Below are 21,956 nucleotides of genomic sequence, written 5' to 3'. Positions count from 1 at the left end.
AAATAAAACACTGTTAAGCTAACTCGGAATCAACTTCATGAGCCAATCCACCGCTGAGATCCGCAACGCGTTTCTTGGATTCTTTGAAAGCAAAGGACATCAATCCGTTGTCAGTAGCCCCTTGGTACCTGGTAACGACCCTACCTTGTTATTTACCAACGCCGGTATGGTGCAATTTAAAGATGTATTTTTGGGCATGGAACAACGCCCATATACACGGGCAACGTCAAGCCAGCGCTGTGTGCGTGCAGGTGGTAAACACAATGACCTTGAAAATGTAGGTTATACGGCAAGGCACCATACTTTCTTTGAAATGCTGGGTAATTTCAGCTTTGGCGATTACTTCAAGCGCGATGCGATTCAATTTGCGTGGGAGTTTTTAACGGAAGTCGTGAAACTGCCAAAAGAAAAGCTCTGGGTTACTGTGTTTGAAGAAGACGATGAAGCAGAAGCGATTTGGCTGAACGAGATTGGCGTTCCTAAAGACAGAGTTGCGCGCATTGGTGCGAAAGACAATTTCTGGTCAATGGGCGATACCGGTCCTTGTGGCCCTTGTACTGAAATCTTCTATGACCACGGCGAGCACATCTGGGGCGGTCCTCCTGGCACACCGGAAGAAGACGGTGACAGATTCATTGAAATCTGGAACTTGGTATTCATGCAGTATAACCGCCATGCTGATGGCACGATGGAGCCTTTACCTAAACCGTCAGTGGATACGGGTATGGGACTTGAACGTATCTCTGCGATTTTGCAAGGCGTACATTCGAACTATGAAATTGATATTTTCCAAGCGTTAATTAAAGATGCCGCTAAAGTGATTGGCACAAACGATTTAGAGAATAAATCACTGCGAGTCATTGCTGACCATATTCGTTCATGTAGCTTCTTGATTGTGGACGGTGTTATGCCGTCAAACGAAGGCCGCGGTTACGTCTTACGCCGTATTATTCGACGTGCGGTACGACACGGCAACAAGCTCGGTGCGAAAGGCGCGTTTTTCTACAAGCTGGTTGCAGAGCTCAACCAGCAAATGGGTGAAGCTTACCCTGAGCTGACTAAGCAGCAAGCCATTGTTGAAAAAATGCTTAAGCTAGAAGAAGAGCAGTTTGGCAAAACCCTAGACCGTGGTTTGTCTATTCTTGATGACGCGTTGACAAGCTTGGAAGGCAAGGTTATTCCGGGTGAGTTGGTATTTAAACTGTATGATACTTACGGTTTCCCAGCGGATTTGACCGCAGACATCGCCCGTGAACGCGACCTTGAGATTGACCAAGCGGGCTTTGAAGCAGCAATGCAAGAGCAACGTGAACGCGCGCAAAAAGCGAATAACTTTGGCACCGATTACAACGATGCCATCAAAGTGGAAGGTAAAACGGCGTTTCTTGGTTATAACCTGACGGACTCTAAAGCCAACATCGTCGCCTTATACCAAGCAGGCGAAGCCGTTGATAGCATAAAAGAAGGTGAAGAGGGCGTAGTGGTACTGAACGAAACGCCATTTTATGCTGAATCAGGTGGTCAAGTAGGCGATAGCGGTGAGCTTCAAATTGAACATGGCGCGTTTATCGTCACTGATACGCAAAAATCGGGTGATGCGTTTATTCACCAAGGTTACATGAGCGGCACGAGTTTAAAAGTAGGCCAACCTGTGGTTGCAGTGGTAGATGCTGATAAGCGCCAAGCGATAGCGTTGAACCACTCTGTGACTCATTTATTACACTCTGCGCTTCGCCAAACGCTAGGCGAACACATTGGTCAAAAAGGCTCATTAGTCGACTCAGATAAGCTGCGTTTTGACTTCTCTCACTTTGAAAGCATGAGTATTGAGAGCATTCGTCAAGTTGAATTCTTGGTGAACCAAGCCATTCGCGACAACTATGAAGTGATTACCAAAGTGATGAACATCGAAGAAGCGAAAGCGTCTGGCGCGATGGCCTTGTTTGGTGAAAAATACGATGAGATGGTGCGCGTGGTGCAAATGGGCGACTTCTCAACTGAGCTTTGTGGTGGTACGCATGCTAAGCGCACGGGAGATATCGGCTTTTTCAAAATCATTTCTGAAGGCGGTATTGCTGCAGGGGTGCGTCGTATTGAGGCTGTGTCAGGCCCTGCTGCTATCAACTTTATTCATAGTATTGGTGAACAAATTCAGCAAACACTGGACCTAGTAAAAGGTGATCAGTTCACGATCAGTGATAAGGTTAAACAACTGCTTGATCGTTCTAAGTCAATAGAGAAAGAGTTGGCTCAAGCGAAAGCGAAATTAGCCAGCCAAGCCGGGGCCAATTTGATTGGTCAAGCGGTGCAGGTGAATGGCGTAGACGTATTGGTGGCATTCTTAGATGGTACCGACCCTAAATCACTTCGTACCTCGGTAGATGAACTGAAGAACAAGCTAAAATCAGGCATTGTATTTTTAGCGACTGGCTCTGCCGGTAAAGTAAGCCTGATTGCGGGTGTAACCAAAGACCTGACTTCAAAAGTAAAAGCGGGCGAGCTAGTTAACCTTGTCGCTCAGCAAGTGGGTGGTAAAGGCGGCGGTCGTCCAGATATGGCTCAAGCCGGCGGCAGTGATATTGATGCTTTACCTGAGGCGATGAAGACCATTCAGCCTTGGTTAGAAGAACGTTTGTAAAAGGAATTATTTGTGGGTGTAATAGTTCAAAAATACGGTGGCACTTCGGTTGGAACATTAGAACGAATTGAAGCTGTCGCTGAGCGAGTGAAAAAGACCAGAGCGCAAGGCCATGATGTCGTAGTGGTAGTATCCGCGATGTCTGGTGAGACCAATCGTTTGATTGCCATGGCAAAAGACTTAGACGCAGATGCTAGCCGCCGTGAAATGGACGTGTTGGTGTCTACCGGTGAGCAAGTAACCATTGCGCTGCTAACCATTGCGCTTTTGAAAGCTGGCGTGGACGCGGTCTCCATGACCGGCGATCAAATGCGCATGAAAACAGATTCAAGCCACAGTAAAGCACGCATTTTAGATGTTGAAACAGACAATATCCAAAATCACTTTAAAGCGGGTAAGGTTGTGGTCGTGGCGGGTTTCCAAGGTCGCGACGAAAATAACAACATCACCACTTTAGGTCGCGGCGGCTCTGATACTTCTGCGGTGGCCGTGGCAGCAGCACTGAAAGCTGATGAGTGCCAAATCTATACCGATGTAGACGGTGTTTACACCACGGATCCTCGCGTTGTGCCACAAGCTCGACGCTTGGAAACCATCACATTTGAAGAAATGTTAGAAATGGCCAGCTTAGGCGCCAAGGTCTTGCAAATTCGCTCTGTTGAGTTTGCAGGCAAATACAATGTACCACTTCGCGTATTGTCCAGCTTTAAAGAAGGCGAAGGAACACTGATTAGTTATGAGGAAGCAAGCATGGAATCACCGGTCGTTTCGGGTATTGCATTTAACCGTGATGAAGCAAGATTAACCATTTCTGGCGTACCCGATATTCCATCCATCGCGGCGCAAATTTTGTCACCGATTGGCGAAGCGGGTATCGACGTCGACATGATAGTGCAAAACACCTTAGGTGACGGTAAAGCAGACTTTACTTTTACTGTTCATCGCGATGATTACCGCCGTGCGACCGAGTTATTAAACCAAGTCGCTCAAGAAGTTGGCGCAAGAGAAGTGCAAGGCAATGAATTTATTGCTAAGGTCTCTATAGTTGGCGTTGGCATGTGGAATCATCCTGGGGTAGCAAAAACCATGTTTGAGGTGCTCGGCAGCGAAAACATCAACATGCACCAGATTTCTACCTCAGAAATCAAAGTGTCAGTCTTAATTGACGAAAAATATTTGGAACTCGGAGTACGCGCATTACATACTGCGTTTGGCTTAGATGCTGAGCCACAAGAAGAGAAGTAGGCGTATTCCCTTATACTTAACAGGACATTGGGTATTACCTTATGCCAGAAATTATGCATAATGATACTCAATGACCAAGAAATAGGATAACAAGGAGCAGGAAATGCTAATATTGACTCGTCGAGTTGGTGAGACTTTGATGATTGGTGACGAAGTGACAGTGACTGTTCTCGGAGTAAAAGGTAACCAGGTACGTATCGGTGTAAATGCACCTAAAGAGGTATCGGTTCACCGTGAAGAAATTTATATGCGCATTCAAGCTGAGAAAGGCTCAGCGGTAGGCGGAAATTTCTAATAAAGAATTTCATAAAAAAAGGGAGCGTAAGCTCCCTTTTTTTGTATTTTTGGTTGTGATTTGAGTCATATTTGACGAAAAAATAACAACATAAGTGTCGGTTGTATAAGAACTGTGCGAACAGAAGTTTTTTATTAAAAACTGTTTGACATATTTCTGCCTGAAGGTAATATGTGCGCCACCAGAACGGTGAGGTGGCCGAGTGGCCGAAGGCGCTCCCCTGCTAAGGGAGTATGGGGTTTGTAGCCCCATCGAGGGTTCGAATCCCTCCTTCACCGCCATTCTGGTATAACGCGCATGTAGCTCAGCTGGATAGAGTACCTGGCTACGAACCAGGCGGTCGGAGGTTCGACTCCTTCCATGCGCGCCATCTTTCTTCTTCAAGATTTTAAATTATTCAATCTTTACCCATATTCTGAATATTTATTCCTGTCGTTTAAAGCCAGATTAGTCTTTCTTTTTGCGTTGTAAGAGGCTTTTTTCTGACGGCTTCATTAAGGTTTTTTTAACCCGCTTACCCTGCCGTTCATTTGTTACAGTTATGTTGTGTTTATTGTGCTTTAACTACTTAAATTAAAAGTTTTTTATCTCGCCCAAATTCTTATCGCTAGTTTGATTGGCTTATTTTGTTTGATTTTGATCATTAAGGGCTTTAAAAAATTGCTGGGTTCAGTAGAATTAGTGGCTTTTGTGAAAAGCCAACGAGAAAATTATCGCCAATTTCGGCTATTTTAATCTCGCACTGAGCCTTTTTTGAGCTTAAACGCTTGATAGCAATACGCTAGTACGGTCGCAATCGGAGTATGTAACCCACTAACGTTTTGTCGGTCATCAGTGAAAAATAAAAATGAATCAGTATTGAATATTTATTCATCTGAGTTTGACTTTTACACAGCTAACTAGATAATGCATAAACATTATTTAATTTAGCCAGAATGGATGTTGTAGATTATGGATATTTCAGAACTATTATTACAAGCCGGCAACCTGATGCTCGTGGGAATGGTATCGGTGTTTTTGTTCTTAGGCTTATTAGTCCTGGTTGTTCAGTCAGTGGCAAAACTCGTACCTGCCGATGAACTACCTGTTGCCTCAAACAAACCCACAACTCAAGCACCTGCAGCGCAAGCATCCAACCAAGTTAACCCAAAATTAATTGCAGCCATTAGCACCGCGGTACAGCAGTACCGTAATAACAACTAAGATGGTTCAAGGATTTTTTAAAGGAGCACAACGTCATGTCTAAGCCTCTTGCTATAACAGAAGTTGTTTTACGCGATGCCCATCAATCGCTATTTGCAACCCGTATGCGTATAGAAGATATGCTACCCATTGCAGAGAAACTGGATAAAGTCGGCTTTTGGTCTTTAGAGACCTGGGGTGGCGCCACATTTGATGCATGTATTCGTTACTTAGGGGAAGATCCTTGGGAGCGAATTCGTCGACTAAAAGCTGCGATGCCAAATACCAAGCATCAAATGTTACTTCGTGGTCAAAACCTATTGGGTTACCGTCATTACTCAGATGATGTTGTTGAAAAATTCGTAGAGCGCGCGCACACCAATGGTGTCGATGTGTTCCGAATTTTTGACGCAATGAACGATGTACGTAACTTTGAAACAGCGATCAAGTCGACCGTTAAAGTAGGTGGTCACGCTCAAGGTACCATTTCCTACACAACCAGTCCGGTTCATACCATTGATACTTGGGTTGATATGGCTAAGCGCCTGCAAGATATGGGCAGCCACTCTATTTGTATTAAAGACATGGCGGGCTTACTTAAGCCTTATGTTGCAGAAGAGCTAGTAAGCAAAATTAAAGAAGCGGTAGACTTACCGTTAGCACTACATTGTCACGCAACTACGGGTCTGAGTGTGGCGACACACCAAAAAGCCATCGATGCGGGTGTAGATATTCTTGATACCTCTATCTCTTCAATGAGTATGACTTACGGTCATTCACCAACAGAGACCATCGTTTCAATTGTTGAAGACACGCCGCGTGATACCGGTTTAGACCTTAACCTACTTGAAGAAATTGCGGCGCATTTCCGTGAAGTTCGTAAGAAATACGCAAAATTTGAAGGCGCTTTAAAAGGTGTTGACTCGCGTATTCTTATTGCTCAGGTACCTGGTGGCATGTTAACTAACATGGAAAGCCAGCTGAAAGACCAAGGCGCTGCAGACAAACTTGACGACGTGCTAAAAGAGATTCCACGTGTTCGTGAAGATCTTGGTTTTATCCCTCTAGTAACACCTACCTCACAAATTGTTGGTACCCAAGCGGTTATCAACGTATTAATGGGTGAGCGTTACAAGAACATCACCAAAGAGACGGCAGGTGTACTAAAAGGCGAATATGGCTCAGCACCTGCTCCTTTCAACGCTGAATTACAAGCGAAAGTACTAGACGGCGCAGAGGCTATCACTTGTCGTCCTGCTGACCTAATTGAGCCAGAGCTTGCAAGCTTACAAGCTGAGTTTGCCAAGCTGGCACAAGAGAAAAGCATCAAGGTGGCTGATAATGAGATTGATGACGCGCTCATTTACGCGTTATTCCCTCAAATTGGCCTTAAGTTCCTTGAAAATCGTGATAACCCAGACGCATTTGAACCCGTGCCTTCGGCCGATGATGTAGCGCCTGCTGCAGCCAAAGACAAAGGTCCTGAGACGTACGCAGTGAAAGTTGAAGGTCAAGTGTTTGAAGTTCAAGTTGGTCCTGCGGGTAGCATTGAGACCATCACACCGGCTGGCGGCGCGCCAACGGTCGTTTCGGGCGGTGCTGCTGCGCCTGCAGCCGCGGCAGGACCTGCGGAAGACATCACGGCTCCACTAGCGGGCAATATCTTTAAAGTTGTGGCCCAACAGGGTCAACAAGTTGAAGAAGGTGACGTTATTCTAATCATGGAAGCGATGAAGATGGAAACAGAAGTTCGTGCCATCAAGTCGGGCGTCGTGCAAACAATTCATGTTCGTGAAGGCGATTCAGTAGCTGTCGGCGACGCGCTACTTGCGCTGGCTTAAGGAGTTCCAGTGGACGGTTTAATTACACTTTGGCACGATACAGGCATTTACCACTTTGAGTGGAAACAGCTGGTTATGATGGCTGTAGGTGCTTTGTTGCTATTCTTAGCGATAGTTAAGAAGTTTGAGCCTTTATTATTATTACCAATTGGTTTTGGCGCTATTTTAGCCAACATTCCAAATGCTGGATTTACTGATCCAGGCGGTATCTTGTATTACATCTATGAAATAGGCATTGGTTCTACCGTGTTCCCTTTGCTTATTTTTATGGGCGTAGGTGCAATGACCGATTTTGGGGCGCTAATTGCTAACCCTAAAATGCTATTTTTAGGCGCAGCTGCGCAGTTTGGTATCTTTGCTACCTTGTTCGGTGCTATTGCGCTAAACCTGATCCCAGGATTTGAGTTTACCTTGCAGGACGCATCGGCTATTGCCATTATCGGTGGTGCGGATGGCCCTACCGCTATCTTCTTAGCATCGAAACTGGCGCCGGACTTGTTGGGTGCCATTGCGGTAGCTGCATACTCTTACATGGCACTTGTGCCTTTGATTCAGCCACCTATCATGCGTGCACTGACCAGTGAGAAGGAGCGTGCCATTCAAATGGAACAGCTTCGCCCTGTAAGCAAAGCTGAGAAAATCCTGTTTCCTCTGCTGGTCTTGTTTGCGTGTATCTTGTTCTTACCATCAGCAACGCCGTTGGTTGGTATGTTCTGCTTAGGCAACTTGATGCGTGAATCTGGCGTGGTAGATCGCTTAAGCGGTGCCGCTCAAAATGAAATCATCAACACAGTAACCATCTTCCTTGGTTTGGCGGTAGGCTCTAAGCTTTCTGCTGAAGCGTTCCTATCTGTTGAAACGCTGGGTATCTTAGCTTTGGGTGCTGTGGCATTCTCAGTGGGTACTGGCTCAGGGGTAATGATGGCGAAAGTAATGAGTCGCCTATCGGGTGGTAAAGTGAACCCTCTACTTGGCGCTGCGGGTGTATCAGCGGTACCAATGGCAGCCCGTGTGGTTAACAAAGTCGGTCTTGAGTCTAATCCTCAAAACTTCCTTTTGATGCACGCGATGGGGCCAAACGTAGCGGGTGTACTTGGTAGTGCAGTTGCAGCTGGTGTGTTGCTGGCATTGGTTGGTTAACCGATGAGTTAAGTTACACGTTGTAAAAAGGTGGCTTAGGCCACCTTTTTTTATTATCCGCAAAACGCTGATTATACGTTGTTGACCATTGCCTTTATCGAGTGAGATGTATCATCAAGCTAAAAAAACCTAACACTAACGCGGAAAGTCCAATAATAAAATAGAAGCCTTTTGCACCTTGTTTAAGGGTAAAGCCGTGATACTGCAAAAATCCCCACCAGAGCAGAGAGATAACAAGGGGGATTAAAAATAGTCGAGTCATAGTTCACCTTCTGTGTGTGATTTGAGTCTAACGCCCAGCCAATATCTTTGTTAAGCTGTGACTCCGTTTATCTGGAGCGCATTATGTTATCTACCCAAATTCAAATTGCTGCCTTTGGCGATCCTTCTAAGCTTACCATTAATCAATTACCTATGCCTGAATTGCAAAATGATCAGGTGCTGATAAAAACAGCTTACGCTGGGGTGAACCCGATAGATGCTAAAACGCGGGCTGGGTTAGGTTGGGCGGCAGAACAAAATAAAGACAACTTACCTTGGACGCCTGGCTATGATTGTGCTGGCACTGTGGTGGCAAGTCATTCAGAGCTGTTTAAGCCCGGCCAGTTAGTAGCCGGCATGATTGGCTTTCCTATTCAAGGGGGCTGTTATGGTGAACACGTAATAGCCAGCGCAAAAGAATGTGTATTATTGCCTGAGGGGGCACCTTTAGAGCAAGCGGCAGGGCTGCCGTTGGCCGGGCTAACTGCGTGGCAAGGTTTGTTTCAGCACGGCCAATTACAAGCGGGTGAGCAAGTGCTTATCAGCGCCGCAGCTGGGGGAGTAGGGCACTTGGCTGTGCAATTAGCAAAACAGCAGGGAGCAACCGTTATCGCGTTGGCATCTGCAAAGCATCAGGATTTGTTAACCTCTTTGGGCGCAGATAAAGTGATTGATTATCAGCAAGCAGGCTGGGCTAAATGTCTACCTGCCATCGATTTAGCGTTTGATCTTGTGGGGGGAGACAGCGGCAGTCAATTAGCGCAAAATTTGCCTTCCGGTGCTCGGTTCGTGACGGTGCCGACGCTTAGCGCGGCAAGTCTCATTGAACAAGCGACAGCTCGAGGTGTAAACGCCTGTGGCATGTTAGTGCAAGCTAACCAAGCCGATTTGAGGCAGTTATTTGATTTGTTTAATCGTGACTCTTTGACGGTAAAGGTTGCCCACACCTTTGCGTTACAAGATGCGCACTTGGCTCATCAACAAATTGAAACTGGGCGGACTCAAGGAAAGGTTTTATTGCGCTGCGAGTAAGTGAGCATGGAATTATGGTTATTGTTCAGCTCTAGCTTTATCTCTGCAACCATTTTACCGGGTGGCTCTGAAGCTTTACTGGCGGCGTTGGTTGTCAAAACGCCAATGGATATCGCGACTTTTGTGTGGATCGCAACTTTAGGCAATGTATTGGGCGCAGCCACCACATTTGGTTTAGGCGCATTAGCTCACCGGCGGCGCACCCAGTTAGAGCTGAAATATAAAAAAGCCATTGTTTGGTGTCAAAAGTATGGCTGTTGGAGCTTGTTACTGAGTTGGTTACCCGTGGTCGGAGACGCTTTGTGCTTTTGCGCCGGTTGGTTAAGGTTACCTATTGCATTGAGTATGTTGCTGATATTTGTTGGCAAGTTATTACGTTATTATTTGGTCGCGTGGCTAGCGTTAGGGGTGTTTGGTTAATTAGGCATTGTAAAAGTCATAGAGTGCCCCCATATGATTAGACTAAAGTTGTCCTAAAGCGGCTTAACATAAGCAGGCGATAGCAAGTGTGGTACACTTATTTTATTGACTGTTTTGCTTCTTTGTATATAAAAATACTAAGGTTTTATCTTGAACTCTGACTTTACTACCCAGCTGAATATATTGGCTGAACACCCGGGTGCTCTCACAGGAATCCAAAGAGGCATAGAACGCGAAAGTTTACGTACTCAAGCCAATGGGGTGCTCGCGCAGACGTCTCACCCAACAGAGCTTGGCAAAGCGTTGACTCACAGCACTATCACTACAGATTTTGCCGAAAGTTTATTAGAGTTTATTACCCCTGTATCTACAGACACGCAAGTATTGTTTCAACAGCTTGAAGATATTCACCATTACACTGCAACTCGGCTAGGCGATGAACAGCTGTGGCCGTTGAGTATGCCGTGTTATTGCCACGATGAATCAGATATTCAGCTTGCACAGTACGGCAGCTCTAATATAGGTAAGATGAAGACGGTTTATCGTCAAGGTTTGCATCACAGGTATGGCAGTATGATGCAGATTATCTCAGGCGTGCATTATAACTTCTCGCTACCTACTCAGTTTTGGCAGATTAAAAAGGCTCCAGGCCTGTCGGAGCAAGACAAAATATCAGCTGGCTATATGGCTCTGATCCGAAACTTTTACCGTTATGGCTGGGTCATTCCTTATTTATTTGGTGCCTCACCAGCCTTATGTCGCTCGTTTTTACAAGGCAAAGAGTCCAGTTTAGCGTTTCAAGAATTAGGCAAAGGCACAGTGTACTTACCACACGCAACGTCACTGCGTTTAAGCGACTTAGGGTACACCAATAGCGCGCAAGCAGATTTGTGTGTGTGTTATAACTCATTACCCCAATATTTAGACTCAGTGCAACAAGCGGTTAATACTCATGCGCATGAGTTTGCCAAGATTGGCGTAAAAGTTGATGGTGAGTATAAGCAGCTAAATGATAACGTGTTGCAGATTGAAAATGAGCTCTACGCGCCTATCAGGCCAAAGCGAGTATCCAAGTCTGGTGAAAAACCGCGCCAAGCTCTTGCCAGTAGTGGCATTGAATACATTGAAGTTCGTTCTTTAGATGTGAACCCGTTTGCGGCTATTGGCATCAGTCAACAGCAGTCTTATTTTCTTGATACTTTCTTAACCTGGTGTGCGTTAAAACCTTCTGCTGAGTTTGATACTAGTCGTTGTAGTGAATACAAAGAAAACTTCACTAAAGTGGTGTTGGAAGGGCGCAACCCGGCGTTAAAATTAGAAATCAGTCGTCAAGAAATGACCATTGCTCAGTGGGGCGATGAGCTAACACAAGAGTGGTTAGCCGTTGCAACAATGTTAGACCGAGACAATAACACGGATAAATTTAGTCAAGCGGTCAATGATTTTAACCTCTCTTTTGCCGAGCCTGGCCGTACCTTGTCAGGACAACTTTTGTCTCAATTGCAGGCAACAGGTAAAGACAACGGTGAGTTCGCGTTGGATTTAGCGAAACAATATAAACAAGAATTATTAGCCAGTGATTTTCAGTATTGGCAAGCACAAGATTTTGAGCAATTTAAGTTGGACTCAGAGCTGGCTCAGAGACAAATAGAAAGCAGTGATGACAAAGACTTCGACACGTTCTTGCAAGACTATTTCAATAGCTAGAACTTAAAAAAACAGGAGCCGTGAGGCTCCTGAAAACAATGAAAAAAACAATTCTTGCAATGGTAAGGCAACAGCCTCCTCAAAGAGTTCAATTTAAATGGATAAATTTTTAAAATTATTATTAACCTGTTGTTGTCTATCTGCACTCGCTGCTTGTAGTTCCACCCCGCCACGTAATCCTGAAAACTTATGCGAAATTTTTGAAGAAAAGCGCAGTTGGTATAAATCAGCCAAAAAGATGCAGGAAAAGTGGGGCACCCCTATTCATGTACCTATGGCCATGATGTACCAAGAGAGCAGTTTTCGTCACGACGCTGCGCCGCCGATGGAGTATTTTTTATTTATTCCCATTGGTAGAGCCAGCAGCGCTTATGGTTATAGCCAAGCTAAAACCATGACCTGGAAAGATTACAAAAGGGAAACGGGTAACTCTTGGGCGAGCCGCGATAACTTTGATGACGCAATCGACTTTATGGGCTGGTTTACCAGTAAAACCCACAAGGTAAATGGCATTTCGAAGTGGGATGCCTACAATCAGTATTTGAATTACCATGAAGGTTGGGGTGGCTATAAAAAGCGCTCTTATAATAAAAAACCTTGGCTAATAAAAGTGTCTCGCAAGGTTGAGCAACGCTCTAAGCACTATGCTGGCCAGCTTAAACAGTGTCGCTCTGATTTAGATGCCAGCTGGTTTCGGCGTACCTTTTTTAGCTAGTCGTTACATTATCCCAAGACAAAGGTATACTTGGGCGCAATACAGAGTGAGCAATTTTACGGGAGTTTCACCATGCCACTATTAGACAGTTTTACGGTAGACCATACCAAAATGCATGCACCTGCAGTGCGCGTAGCCAAAACCATGACCACACCGGGCAAAGATACCATTACTGTGTTCGATTTACGTTTCTGTGTACCTAACGAAGACATATTGTCAGAAAAGGGCATTCATACCTTAGAGCATTTATTTGCCGGTTTTATTCGCCAGCACTTAAACAGTGACAGTGTTGAGATCATTGACGTATCGCCGATGGGATGTCGTACCGGCTTTTACATGAGCTTAATTGGTAGCCCTTCTGAGCAAACGGTTGCTGACAGTTGGTTAGCGGCAATGAAAGATGTATTAGAGGTGGTTACTCAAGACGAAATCCCTGAACTTAACGAATATCAGTGTGGTACTTATGCCATGCACTCACTTGATGAAGCAAAGCAAATTGCAAACAACATCATTGCAGCGGGCATTCAAGTAAACCGCAATGACGAATTAGCGTTACCAAAAGAGTTGCTAGAAAAGCTTTAAGCGCTGAAAGGTTGGGCAGGTGAATAACCCTGCTCAACATTCAATGACGTCGCTTTACTATTATCAGTAATAGTTCGGGTTACAGTTACCCAACAAGTCACAACACAGTTCAGCCGAGCCATCTGCTGCAATGCAAAGGTCATAACCAGAGCTGTTTAACACCGCTCGTGCATCACTGTTCACTTCCGCAATTGCCGGCTGCAAAGCACTAAAGGTGAATATTACAAAACCAATTAAATCAATCGAATGTATTTCTTTTGGGTTAGCCTTCAGCTTTTTGTTGCTCGTCACGATATAGTTCAGGAAAAACCCTGACTTTTGCCACCATGTTTTTCTCCACTTCAAGTATTTCAAGAGGATAACCAAACAGGCGAATACTGATATGAGGCTCAGGAATTTCTTCTAAATATTCTAAGATCAAGCCGTTGAGAGTTTTCGGTCCGTCTGTTGGTAGCTTCCAAGATAACTCTTTGTTTAATTCTCGAATACTGATGCCACAATCTATGACAATACTGCCATCTTCTTGCGGATGAATTTCGTCGCAAGCTTCGGGAGCAATGCTAGTTGTGAAGTCTCCTACAATCTCTTCTAAGATATCCTCTAGCGTGACTAAACCTTGGATATCGCCGTATTCGTCAATCGCTAAGCCAATCCGCTCTTTTCGGCGTTGAAACTTAAGCAACTGGGTATTAAGAGGAGTAGCCTCAGGAATAAAGTAAATATCTTTAACACTGCGCAATAGGCTAGTTTTATCCAGTTGCTCTTTTAATATCATACGCAATGTATCGCGGGCATGAATAAAACCGATGGCATCGTCGACATTATCGCGATAAAGCAAAATGCGGGTATGGGCCGATTGCATCAATTGTTTCATGATCACTTCCCACTCGGCGTTGATATCAATGCCTGCAATTTCGTTCCGTGGCACCATGATGTCTTCTACAACGACTTGTTCAAGGTCAAGAATACTGACGAGCATCTCTTGGTGGCGATCAGGAATTAAGTTGCCGGCTTCATGCACTATAGTGCGCAGTTCATCACGTGACAGGTTTTCTTCGCCATTGTGTTGGCTATTGATACCAAAACAGCGCAGCAAACCATTTGAAAACTTATTGACGAGCCAGACTAAAGGCGCGAATAGCTTTTGCATCGGCGTTAGAATAATAGAGCTTGGAAAGGCTATTTTTTCGGGGTACAAGGCTGCCAGTGTTTTGGGGGTAACCTCCGCGAATATCAACACCACCAAGGTCAAAACCCCCGTCGCAATAGCAATGCCTGCGTCGCCAAACATGCGCTGGCCTATAATAGTGGCGATGGCTGAGGCAAGAATGTTGACCAAGTTGTTGCCGATTAAGATTAAGCCAATTAAGCGATCTGGGCGTTGCAGCAGTTTGTCTACCCGGGTAGCGCCCGGGTGGTTTTGTTTAACCATGTGGCGTAATCGATAACGATTAAGTGCCATCATGCCGGTTTCAGAGCTAGAAAAATACGCAGAAATACAGATAAGAAGCGCTAAAATAGCAAACAATGCTTCTAGTGAAATTGAGTCCAAAACACGTCCTAGTGGAAGTTATAAATGAGTACGCTCAGCCTGTAGGCTGAGCGTTACGTAAGAATGATTTCTTTGACAAAACGGCTACCAAAATAGGCTAACGTTAGTATAAATGCGCCAATTACAGTGGCGTAGATAACGGGTTTGCCACGCCAGCCTTTAATATAATGACCCCAAATCAGCGTCATATACATCAGCCAAGCAATCATTGATAAAATGGCTTTATGGGCTTTGCCTTGAGCAAACATGTCTTGTAAGAACACAAAACCAGTCAATAATGAAAAACTCAGTAAAATAGCACCGATCACTATCAGTTGGAATAATTGACGCTCGACTGTCATCAAAGGGGGCAGTGCAGGGTGAAATAACGGCTTTTTCTTTTGCTTGAGCTGGTAATCCAGGTAAGCCAATTGCAGCGCAAATAAGCCGGCAATCATTAACGTAGAGTATGAAAATAGCGCAATGCTGATATGCACCACCACTTCAGGACGGGTTTCTAAGTGGGTGATATAATGACTTGGTAACAGTGTCGCAGCTGCTAAGTTGACGATGGCAAAGCCATATGCCACTGGCAAAATGACCCAGGTACGCAGTTTAAAGGTGGCTAAAGTAAGCACTAAGCTAATGATTAAACTGACCAAGGCGGCGACGTTCATCAGTGACAGGTTTTGACCTGAGGAAATAAAGATATCTTGATATAGCCAAACACCATGAGCGGCAATCGCGGTTAATGCGCTACCCAATACCCACCTTTTGTCTGGCCCTTGATGATGCAAAAGCCTGCTTAAGCACGCGCCAATGGCCAGCAAATAGCAGGCTAGGGCGAATATCGACATCAATTCCATGCGGTAATCTGTTCATTTATAGTAGGTTGTCAGTATACCTTGTGGGATTTGGCAGAGCCAGTTACAGACCGAGATTTCTCAACAAAGGGCTCGGGGAGTGAGCAAAACACTGAAATCGCGAAAAGATCTTTATGCTGATGTGTTGTCATCGGCCAGATAAGGTATAATCGGCGCAATTGTGGACATTGATTGAGAAAAAGCATGTTTGAGAATCTGACCGACAGGTTGTCACGAACCCTGAAAAACATCAGTGGGCGTGGCCGTTTAACTGAAGACAACATAAAAGATACCCTGCGTGAAGTGCGTATGGCGCTGTTAGAAGCTGACGTTGCCCTGCCTGTGGTTCGTGAGTTTGTAAAAAAGGTTAAAGAACGTGCGGTTGGTCAAGAAGTCTCAAAAAGCCTTAGTCCTGGCCAAGCTTTTATTAAGATTGTTCAGACTGAACTTGAAGCGTCGATGGGCGAAGCTAATGAAAAGCTTGACCTAGCCGCGCAGCCACCTGCGGTATTGTTGATGGCAGGTTTGCAAGGTGCGGGTAAGACCACCTCTGTTGGTAAGCTGGCTAAGTTTTTAAAAGAGCGAGAAAGTAAATCTGTGCTGGTGGTGAGTGCTGACGTTTACCGTCCAGCGGCAATCAAACAGCTAGAAACCTTGGCTGACGACATCCAGGTTGAATTTTTCCCAAGCTCGATTGAGCAAAAACCGATTGATATTGCTACCGCAGCCATAGAACATGCTAAAAAGCAGTTTATTGATGTAGTAATTGTGGATACCGCAGGTCGTTTGCACGTTGACGAAAGCATGATGGACGAGATCAAAGACCTGCATCAAGCTATCGACCCTGTAGAGACCTTATTCGTGGTGGATGCCATGACAGGTCAAGACGCGGCAAATACAGCTAAAGCCTTCAATGAAGCCTTGCCTTTAACCGGTGTGATTTTAACCAAGGCCGATGGTGATGCCCGTGGCGGTGCGGCATTATCGATTCGTCAAATCACCGGTAAGCCAATCAAGTTTATTGGTATGGGTGAGAAAACCGACGCCCTAGAACCGTTTTACCCTGACCGGATTGCTTCTCGAATATTGGGTATGGGCGACGTATTGTCGCTGATTGAAGAAATCGAGCAAAAAGTTGATAAAGACAAAGCTGCCAAGTTGGCCAAAAAGGTACAAAAAGGCAAAGGCTTTGATTTAGAAGATTTCCGTGAGCAGCTGGTGCAAATGAAAAGCATGGGCGGCATGATGGGCATGATGGATAAACTGCCAGGTATGGGGCAATTGCCTGACAGTGTTAAGGACCAAGTGAATGACAAGCTTACCGTGCAAATGGAAGCCATCATCAACTCGATGACTCCTGGCGAGCGAGCGCGTCCTGAAATTATCAAAGGTTCACGTAAGAGAAGGATTGCGGCAGGATCTGGTACCACGATTCAAGAGGTCAACAAACTCTTGAAGCAGTTTACCCAAATGCAAAAAATGATGAAAAAAATGTCGGGTAAAGGTGGCATGCGTAAGATGATGGGCCGCATGCAAGGCATGATGCCACCAGGCATGATGAAAGGTAAGCCGCCGTTCTAGGCGCTTTGTTTTCCCATGAATTTAAAAAAGGGAGCTTAGCTCCCTTTTTCTATTTTAATGGTGGCTATTACTAAACCCAAAAATTGTGATTCAGCCAATGTATTGGTTGCATTTATAGAGAATAAGAGTACAATTTTGCGGCTTTCTACAAAGTGGGGGGTCCGAAATAGATTCGGGCTCAGTTGTAATTAACTCAAATGAGGACGATATGGTTACCATTCGTTTAGCTCGTGGCGGCGCAAAAAAGCGTCCATTTTATCAGGTTGTAGTAGCTGACAGCCGTTTTGCAGCAACTGGTCGTTACATCGAGAAAGTAGGTTTCTTTAACCCTACTGCTCAGGGTAATGCTGAAGGCCTTCGTTTAAACAACGAACGCATTGAGCACTGGGTATCTCAAGGTGCAACGCTTAGCAACCGTGTTGCTAAATTGGTTAAAGACGGCGCTAAAGCTGCTTAATCAAGCTGTTATAGGGGGCAATATTTAGTGAGTGAACAAGCAAACCATATCATCGTGGGTAAGTTTGGTGCCGTTTACGGCATTAAAGGCTGGCTAAAAATTCATTCCTATACAGATGAACCCGAAAGTTTATTTGAATATCAACCTTGGATGATCGAGCAAAAAGGGCGACTACAAGCGGTGAGTATCACCGAATACCGTCGTCACAGTAAAAGCTGGATTGCTAAAATCGAAGGGTATGATGTGCGAGAGAACTCTCAAGCACTCGTTGGGTTGGAAATTAAGGTCTCTGAAGACCAACTTCCAGAACTTGATGATCAAGTGTATTGGCGAGACCTCGTAGGGTGTCAGGTGAAAACAACCAAAGGTTACGACCTAGGTGTGGTATCTGACATAATGGAAACCGGCTCTAATGATGTGCTGGTGATAAAATCAAACCCAACAGATGCTTTTGGTAAAAAGGAACGTTTAATTCCGTTTCTTGAAACACAGGTTATTACCCAAGTGGACATAACCAACAAATTTATTGAAGTTGACTGGGATCCAGGATTCTAAGTTACTCCGAGGAGTCATTCTATGTGGTTAGGGGTTATTAGCCTCTTCCCGGATATGTTTCGGGCCATTACAGAACACGGAGTAACAGGTAGAGCTGTAAAACAGCAACTGCTTGAATTCCACTGCTGGAATCCACGTGATTTCACCACAGATAAACATAAGACTGTCGATGACAGACCTTATGGTGGTGGACCTGGCATGTTGATGATGGTTGAGCCATTGCGCCAAGCTATTCACGCAGCCAAAGCAGCAGCAGAACAGGCAGGTAAGCAGGCAAAGGTCATTTACCTTTCGCCGCAAGGACGTAAGCTAGACCAGGCGGGCGTACAAGAGTTAGCCGAAAATCAAGCTTTGATTTTGGTTGCTGGACGCTACGAAGGAATAGATGAACGCATTATCGAAGCCGAAATCGACGAAGAATGGTCGATCGGTGATTATGTGTTAACGGGTGGTGAGTTACCCGCTATGACCTTAATTGACGCAGTGGTACGTTTTGTACCCGGTGTCTTAGGTAAAGCCGCATCCGCTGAACAAGACTCTTTTGCAGATGGCTTGTTGGATTGCCCTCACTACACTCGTCCTGAAGTATTGGATGATCGCGTGGTACCCGCTGTATTACTCAGTGGAAACCATGAAAAGATCCGCCAATGGCGCTTACAGCAGTCTTTAGGCCGTACCTGGGAGCGGAGACCAGAACTAATTAACAACCTAGCTCTGACTGACGAACAAGCACGCTTGTTAGCTGAATATCTCGGTGACTCCGAATAGCAGCGCACGATACAGTTTACCTAGGCAGAGGTTTAAAAATGAGCAACATCATCAAACAGCTCGAAGACGAGCAGTTAAAAACAGATCTACCAGCATTCGCTCCAGGTGATACTGTAGTAGTTCAAGTTAAAGTTAAAGAGGGCGACAAAGAGCGTCTTCAGGCTTTCGAAGGTTTCGTACTAGCTAAACGTAACCGTGGTCTACACTCTTCTTTCACTGTTCGTAAGATTTCTAGCGGTGAAGGCGTTGAGCGTGTATTCCAAACTCATAGCCCAATTGTAGATAGCATCACAGTTAAACGTCGCGGTGACGTACGTAAAGCTAAGCTTTACTACATGCGTGGACGTACTGGTAAAGCGGCTCGTATCAAAGAGAAGCTTGCTAAGAAGTAAAATAAAAAAGGCTCGCATCGCGAGCCTTTTTTATTGCGATTGACCCATTCCTAAATGTGATTGACACTGCTCCAACATTTATTCGGAGATGGTTATCAAATCAGCCTATGAATGAACTCAACAAGAGGGCTTCCTTGCCTTTGAATTTGCCGTTGTTGAGCAAGTGGATGAAGCAAGATGGCATATAATCAGGCCGCAAAGCTCTGTGATATTCAAGAATGCTCTACTGTGTTGGCTTAGCCTCGCTTCGCAAGTATTTTCAACGAGATTGCTCTAAGGGTAAATCTAGTTTGAAGGGCAAAGGCCGTTTTTTCAGGTATTATCTTCTTTTCAATAAACACCTCTATAAAGCTCTCCAAGGTAAGTATTATTAAGGCTTACGCATTAAACGAGCTTTTTCGAAAAGTATCGTTCAAGCGGGTCATACCGGCGAAATACACGTTACTAATGAGAGTCAGGTGTTGATATCAGTAAAGAAGAACTCGCCTTAGTTATCCGAGAATCGGTACCAGAAACTCAAATACCTCTTGTCTCAACACCTGTTAACAGTTGAGCGATACAGTTTGTTCTCGCTGTTGGAAGAAAGCTAACCGGTCGTTAATTTCACTAAAGCGAGCAGAACACCGTTCCTCAAACAGATTCGTTACATCCATTGCCATTCGATTGTTGTCAAGCCGAGCTTTGAAATGGCAACCCCAAAACACTGTGAGCAGCCGATATTGCCTAGTTACCAAGTTACGTATCATCAAAGGCTAACACCTAGATGAAATATAAAAACAGCGCTAGCGAAGCTGATTGCACTCAAAATGCGCAATGCTCGCTTATTCATCATGCAGGTGTGAGAGTGAAACATTGTCAAGCAGAGTATCGATAATTAAATAAGGAATACTAAGGTGAACATTACAGAAGAAGCAAATATCTACCGAGCGATTCCGTGAAATAACGGCTGCGAGAAAGGCGACTCTTATAAAACGTATTTGTAGCCTAAAAAATATAAAGCGCCCGATGAAAAACACTGGGCACTGTTACTAAAAAAGTCAACCCATATCAGGATGAGTCACATATTTAACCCCACAAAACCGTGGCTGGATTGTTGTTAGTTGAAGGTGACAGGTTTTTCTTCTCTAACATAGAAAAAGGCATCTGTTATCCCTGACCAATCTTTTGAAAGCGAAGTATCGTTCGGCTGCCAATAGTTGTAATAAGTTTCAGCAGAGATTGAAGAATGATTTTCTAGATAAACAGGTACGCTATCGCTGACTTTGTCTGCTGCAATGAAGCCAAAACTTTGTGTACCAGAAGAGAGTCTCGATTCGAGAGATTGTGGAGTTGTTTGTGGCACTGGTTCGATATTGAACTCGCCATAGTCTGCATACTCACCTTGATTATGAGTAAATAAAATGGTGTAACTATTGCTATCTAACTCAGGGTTAATACCTTTAAGCTGGCCACGAATACTTGCCCAGGGGTTTTTCTTTACATGGTAATTATGGCCCCAGACAATCATTTTTTTACCGCTGTATGCTGTTTGTTGTAACCAATGGACGTTATAAGCCATTAAGTTTGCGTTAACGTATGTGCCTGCACCAGGGGCGATTCGTTTCACATAGTACTGATTCTCTAGGTGCACAAGGTAATAAAGCCAAAATTCACTTAGCTCGGGGAGCTCTTGCCCTTTATTTCGAGCTTGGTACACCAACCCTTTGAGTGTCGCTATGGCGTTAAAGTGAAAATTATGAGCGTCCTCATCATCCGATAGCTCCACAGTATTTTGCATGATAAGCCAAGTTAGTTCTTCAAAGCGTTTGATATCTACCTGAGGAAGTTGGTTTACTGTCTCTTCCCCTAAAAACTCAACTAAACCAGACAAGGTGTGATTAACGGCGTAGTAACCAGAGTGTCTGTTATCAATACCCGTTAGGGCAAGCTCTTCATCTGTGCCAGCATGTTCATCAATATATTCGAATAAAGGTTGTAGCTGCTCGCTTTGGGCAAACATGTAAAACATTTTGTTGAGCACAGCCGTTGATGCAGGTTGGCCTGATTTAATATCTGTCCAAACTTTGGCCATATCATAAAAGCCACTTTCAAACGCCAGTACTTCAAAGCCCATTTCTTGGTGCAAATACTTCACTAAGCGTGCTTTTGCCTCAAGTGTTGTCGCATCGCCATGTGTCTGCTCGCCTAAGAATACGATTTTCGAATCACCTATATATGACTTAAGCGCTTTAAGGTCGTCAAAATCGTCTTCTTCAAAGTCGACTGTTGCTACTTCAACTAAGTTCTCCAGTAATGGATCTGAAGGTCCTTGGTTAAGCCAGCCTGAGTTGTTACTGCCCGGAAGCGTATCCTCGTTGATATGCCATTGGGCTTGCCATAATTGACCATCAAAGCGAACCACTTGACCTTTTTTATATTCAAAATCTTCGTTATAAGCAGAATTTTTCCCATCATCAACAAGGCGCCATGGCCCCGCTGCATCTGCTGATGGCATGTCATCTTCTGTCCACCACTTGGCCTGGTACGTAAGGCCATGGTAGTTAACTTTTTGGCCCTTATCGTAAGTTGTGTCTTCGTTCCAGTCCATCAGGTTTGCAGCTTGCAGACCGGCTGAAAATAATAAAGAAGCACTGGTTGCAGTAAGGACATTTTTTGACGTTTTAAACATACATTTCCTTATATATTGGGAAGTTGAATAAGTATGGGATTGAGTTGTTTGTTATTGATTTTTATAGTGCTTCGGTGAAGCGA

Annotated in this window: 21 protein-coding genes and 2 tRNA genes; 18 read left to right on the top strand and 5 right to left on the bottom strand. The window is 44.7% G+C overall.

The features are described 5' to 3' along the window. Window positions 1–37: 37 nt before the first annotated feature. From alaS to D1Z90_RS02225, 8 genes are all read left to right on the top strand, one after another. The gene (alaS, locus tag D1Z90_RS02260) at window positions 38–2,638 is read left to right on the top strand and encodes an alanine--tRNA ligase (protein ID WP_119909098.1); all 2,601 of its coding nucleotides are present in this window, start codon (window positions 38–40) and stop codon (window positions 2,636–2,638) included. A 12-nt stretch (window positions 2,639–2,650) separates the two neighbouring features. Next, on the top strand, window positions 2,651–3,883 hold the full coding sequence (locus D1Z90_RS02255) for an aspartate kinase (protein ID WP_119909097.1): 1,233 nt from the start codon (window positions 2,651–2,653) through the stop codon (window positions 3,881–3,883). Window positions 3,884–3,986: 103 nt separating this feature from the next. Further along, window positions 3,987–4,178 carry a carbon storage regulator CsrA gene (csrA, locus tag D1Z90_RS02250; RefSeq protein ID WP_119909096.1) on the top strand — a complete coding sequence of 64 codons (192 nt, stop codon included), beginning with the start codon at window positions 3,987–3,989 and terminating at the stop codon, window positions 4,176–4,178. A gap of 188 nt (window positions 4,179–4,366) precedes the next feature. Beyond that, a tRNA-Ser gene (locus tag D1Z90_RS02245) sits at window positions 4,367–4,459 on the top strand. 12 nt (window positions 4,460–4,471) lie between these two features. Then, window positions 4,472–4,548: transfer RNA gene (locus D1Z90_RS02240), tRNA-Arg, on the top strand. A gap of 581 nt (window positions 4,549–5,129) precedes the next feature. Next, the gene (locus D1Z90_RS02235) at window positions 5,130–5,381 is read left to right on the top strand and encodes an oxaloacetate decarboxylase subunit gamma (protein ID WP_119909095.1); all 252 of its coding nucleotides are present in this window, start codon (window positions 5,130–5,132) and stop codon (window positions 5,379–5,381) included. Window positions 5,382–5,416: 35 nt separating this feature from the next. Continuing rightward, complete coding sequence (gene oadA / locus D1Z90_RS02230; RefSeq protein ID WP_119909094.1) at window positions 5,417–7,201, top strand: sodium-extruding oxaloacetate decarboxylase subunit alpha; 1,785 nt, start codon at window positions 5,417–5,419, stop codon at window positions 7,199–7,201. Between the two features lie 9 nt (window positions 7,202–7,210). Then, entirely contained in the window at window positions 7,211–8,341 is a 1,131-nt protein-coding gene (locus D1Z90_RS02225; protein ID WP_119909093.1) for a sodium ion-translocating decarboxylase subunit beta, read from the top strand. 94 nt (window positions 8,342–8,435) lie between these two features. On the opposite strand, the gene D1Z90_RS21485 is transcribed toward D1Z90_RS02225, so the two are convergent. Next, the gene (locus tag D1Z90_RS21485) at window positions 8,436–8,603 is read right to left on the bottom strand and encodes a hypothetical protein (protein WP_198419023.1); all 168 of its coding nucleotides are present in this window, start codon (window positions 8,601–8,603) and stop codon (window positions 8,436–8,438) included. 83 nt (window positions 8,604–8,686) lie between these two features. Here D1Z90_RS21485 and D1Z90_RS02220 point away from each other — a divergent pair, with 83 nt between their 5' ends. The 5 genes from D1Z90_RS02220 to luxS all read left to right on the top strand — a co-directional run bounded on the left by D1Z90_RS02220 (window position 8,687) and on the right by luxS (window position 13,058). Beyond that, on the top strand, window positions 8,687–9,634 hold the full coding sequence (locus D1Z90_RS02220; RefSeq protein ID WP_119909092.1) for an NADP-dependent oxidoreductase: 948 nt from the start codon (window positions 8,687–8,689) through the stop codon (window positions 9,632–9,634). A gap of 6 nt (window positions 9,635–9,640) precedes the next feature. Beyond that, window positions 9,641–10,054, top strand: coding sequence for a YqaA family protein (locus tag D1Z90_RS02215; RefSeq protein ID WP_119909091.1), 414 nt, complete (start codon window positions 9,641–9,643; stop codon window positions 10,052–10,054). A gap of 150 nt (window positions 10,055–10,204) precedes the next feature. Then, window positions 10,205–11,761, top strand: a complete 1,557-nt coding sequence (gene gshA, locus D1Z90_RS02210; RefSeq protein ID WP_232525179.1) for a glutamate--cysteine ligase — start codon at window positions 10,205–10,207, stop codon at window positions 11,759–11,761. Window positions 11,762–11,858: 97 nt separating this feature from the next. Then, complete coding sequence (locus tag D1Z90_RS02205) at window positions 11,859–12,476, top strand: transglycosylase SLT domain-containing protein (protein WP_119909090.1); 618 nt, start codon at window positions 11,859–11,861, stop codon at window positions 12,474–12,476. A 72-nt stretch (window positions 12,477–12,548) separates the two neighbouring features. Continuing rightward, complete coding sequence (luxS, locus tag D1Z90_RS02200) at window positions 12,549–13,058, top strand: S-ribosylhomocysteine lyase (RefSeq protein ID WP_119909089.1); 510 nt, start codon at window positions 12,549–12,551, stop codon at window positions 13,056–13,058. 63 nt (window positions 13,059–13,121) lie between these two features. Here the strand turns inward: luxS and D1Z90_RS02195 are convergent, their stop codons facing one another. From D1Z90_RS02195 to D1Z90_RS02185, 3 genes are read right to left on the bottom strand one after another with little or no spacing between them, the layout of a single operon-like run. Next, window positions 13,122–13,349, bottom strand: a complete 228-nt coding sequence (locus D1Z90_RS02195; protein ID WP_119909088.1) for a hypothetical protein — start codon at window positions 13,347–13,349, stop codon at window positions 13,122–13,124. Then, entirely contained in the window at window positions 13,321–14,610 is a 1,290-nt protein-coding gene (locus D1Z90_RS02190) for an HlyC/CorC family transporter (protein ID WP_119909087.1), read from the bottom strand. The genes D1Z90_RS02195 and D1Z90_RS02190 overlap by 29 nt, the downstream gene beginning before the upstream one ends. Window positions 14,611–14,663: 53 nt before the next feature. After that, window positions 14,664–15,446, bottom strand: coding sequence for a cytochrome C assembly family protein (locus tag D1Z90_RS02185; RefSeq protein ID WP_198419022.1), 783 nt, complete (start codon window positions 15,444–15,446; stop codon window positions 14,664–14,666). A 210-nt stretch (window positions 15,447–15,656) separates the two neighbouring features. Between D1Z90_RS02185 and ffh the strand changes: the two genes are divergently transcribed. The 5 genes from ffh to rplS all read left to right on the top strand — a co-directional run bounded on the left by ffh (window position 15,657) and on the right by rplS (window position 19,205). Beyond that, on the top strand, window positions 15,657–17,033 hold the full coding sequence (gene ffh, locus D1Z90_RS02180; protein ID WP_119909085.1) for a signal recognition particle protein: 1,377 nt from the start codon (window positions 15,657–15,659) through the stop codon (window positions 17,031–17,033). 208 nt (window positions 17,034–17,241) lie between these two features. Continuing rightward, the gene (gene rpsP / locus D1Z90_RS02175; RefSeq protein WP_119909084.1) at window positions 17,242–17,490 is read left to right on the top strand and encodes a 30S ribosomal protein S16; all 249 of its coding nucleotides are present in this window, start codon (window positions 17,242–17,244) and stop codon (window positions 17,488–17,490) included. A gap of 27 nt (window positions 17,491–17,517) precedes the next feature. Next, window positions 17,518–18,045 carry a ribosome maturation factor RimM gene (gene rimM / locus D1Z90_RS02170; RefSeq protein WP_119909083.1) on the top strand — a complete coding sequence of 176 codons (528 nt, stop codon included), beginning with the start codon at window positions 17,518–17,520 and terminating at the stop codon, window positions 18,043–18,045. Window positions 18,046–18,066: 21 nt separating this feature from the next. After that, a complete protein-coding gene (trmD, locus tag D1Z90_RS02165; RefSeq protein ID WP_119909082.1) occupies window positions 18,067–18,813 on the top strand; it encodes a tRNA (guanosine(37)-N1)-methyltransferase TrmD in 747 nt (248 codons plus the stop codon). Between the two features lie 38 nt (window positions 18,814–18,851). Continuing rightward, a complete protein-coding gene (rplS, locus tag D1Z90_RS02160) occupies window positions 18,852–19,205 on the top strand; it encodes a 50S ribosomal protein L19 (RefSeq protein WP_119909081.1) in 354 nt (117 codons plus the stop codon). A gap of 1,096 nt (window positions 19,206–20,301) precedes the next feature. Here rplS and D1Z90_RS02155 read toward each other — a convergent pair. Then, window positions 20,302–21,873 (bottom strand): erythromycin esterase family protein, encoded by a 1,572-nt coding sequence (locus D1Z90_RS02155; protein ID WP_119909080.1) that lies wholly within the window; start codon window positions 21,871–21,873, stop codon window positions 20,302–20,304. Between the last annotated feature and the right edge of the window lie 83 nt (window positions 21,874–21,956).

Source organism: Motilimonas pumila (assembly GCF_003596335.1).
Taxonomy (GTDB): Bacteria; Pseudomonadota; Gammaproteobacteria; order Enterobacterales; family CBDFNC01; genus Motilimonas; species Motilimonas pumila.
The sequence above is the reverse complement of the archived record's forward strand: the minus strand, read 5'-3'. Positions and strand labels throughout refer to the sequence as shown.

What these genes read in the sequence shown, in the direction of transcription:
- D1Z90_RS02215 (WP_119909091.1), top strand. Translation starts at nt 9,641, where the DNA reads ATGGAATTATGGTTATTGTTCAGCTCTAGCTTTATCTCTGCAACCATT.
- D1Z90_RS02220 (WP_119909092.1), top strand. Translation starts at nt 8,687, where the DNA reads ATGTTATCTACCCAAATTCAAATTGCTGCCTTTGGCGATCCTTCTAAG.
- D1Z90_RS02155 (WP_119909080.1), bottom strand. Translation starts at nt 21,873, where the DNA reads ATGTTTAAAACGTCAAAAAATGTCCTTACTGCAACCAGTGCTTCTTTA.
- alaS (WP_119909098.1), top strand. Translation starts at nt 38, where the DNA reads ATGAGCCAATCCACCGCTGAGATCCGCAACGCGTTTCTTGGATTCTTT.
- ffh (WP_119909085.1), top strand. Translation starts at nt 15,657, where the DNA reads ATGTTTGAGAATCTGACCGACAGGTTGTCACGAACCCTGAAAAACATC.
- trmD (WP_119909082.1), top strand. Translation starts at nt 18,067, where the DNA reads ATGTGGTTAGGGGTTATTAGCCTCTTCCCGGATATGTTTCGGGCCATT.
- D1Z90_RS02185 (WP_198419022.1), bottom strand. Translation starts at nt 15,446, where the DNA reads ATGTCGATATTCGCCCTAGCCTGCTATTTGCTGGCCATTGGCGCGTGC.
- luxS (WP_119909089.1), top strand. Translation starts at nt 12,549, where the DNA reads ATGCCACTATTAGACAGTTTTACGGTAGACCATACCAAAATGCATGCA.
- D1Z90_RS02205 (WP_119909090.1), top strand. Translation starts at nt 11,859, where the DNA reads ATGGATAAATTTTTAAAATTATTATTAACCTGTTGTTGTCTATCTGCA.
- oadA (WP_119909094.1), top strand. Translation starts at nt 5,417, where the DNA reads ATGTCTAAGCCTCTTGCTATAACAGAAGTTGTTTTACGCGATGCCCAT.
- D1Z90_RS02235 (WP_119909095.1), top strand. Translation starts at nt 5,130, where the DNA reads ATGGATATTTCAGAACTATTATTACAAGCCGGCAACCTGATGCTCGTG.
- csrA (WP_119909096.1), top strand. Translation starts at nt 3,987, where the DNA reads ATGCTAATATTGACTCGTCGAGTTGGTGAGACTTTGATGATTGGTGAC.
- D1Z90_RS21485 (WP_198419023.1), bottom strand. Translation starts at nt 8,603, where the DNA reads ATGACTCGACTATTTTTAATCCCCCTTGTTATCTCTCTGCTCTGGTGG.
- rplS (WP_119909081.1), top strand. Translation starts at nt 18,852, where the DNA reads ATGAGCAACATCATCAAACAGCTCGAAGACGAGCAGTTAAAAACAGAT.
- rpsP (WP_119909084.1), top strand. Translation starts at nt 17,242, where the DNA reads ATGGTTACCATTCGTTTAGCTCGTGGCGGCGCAAAAAAGCGTCCATTT.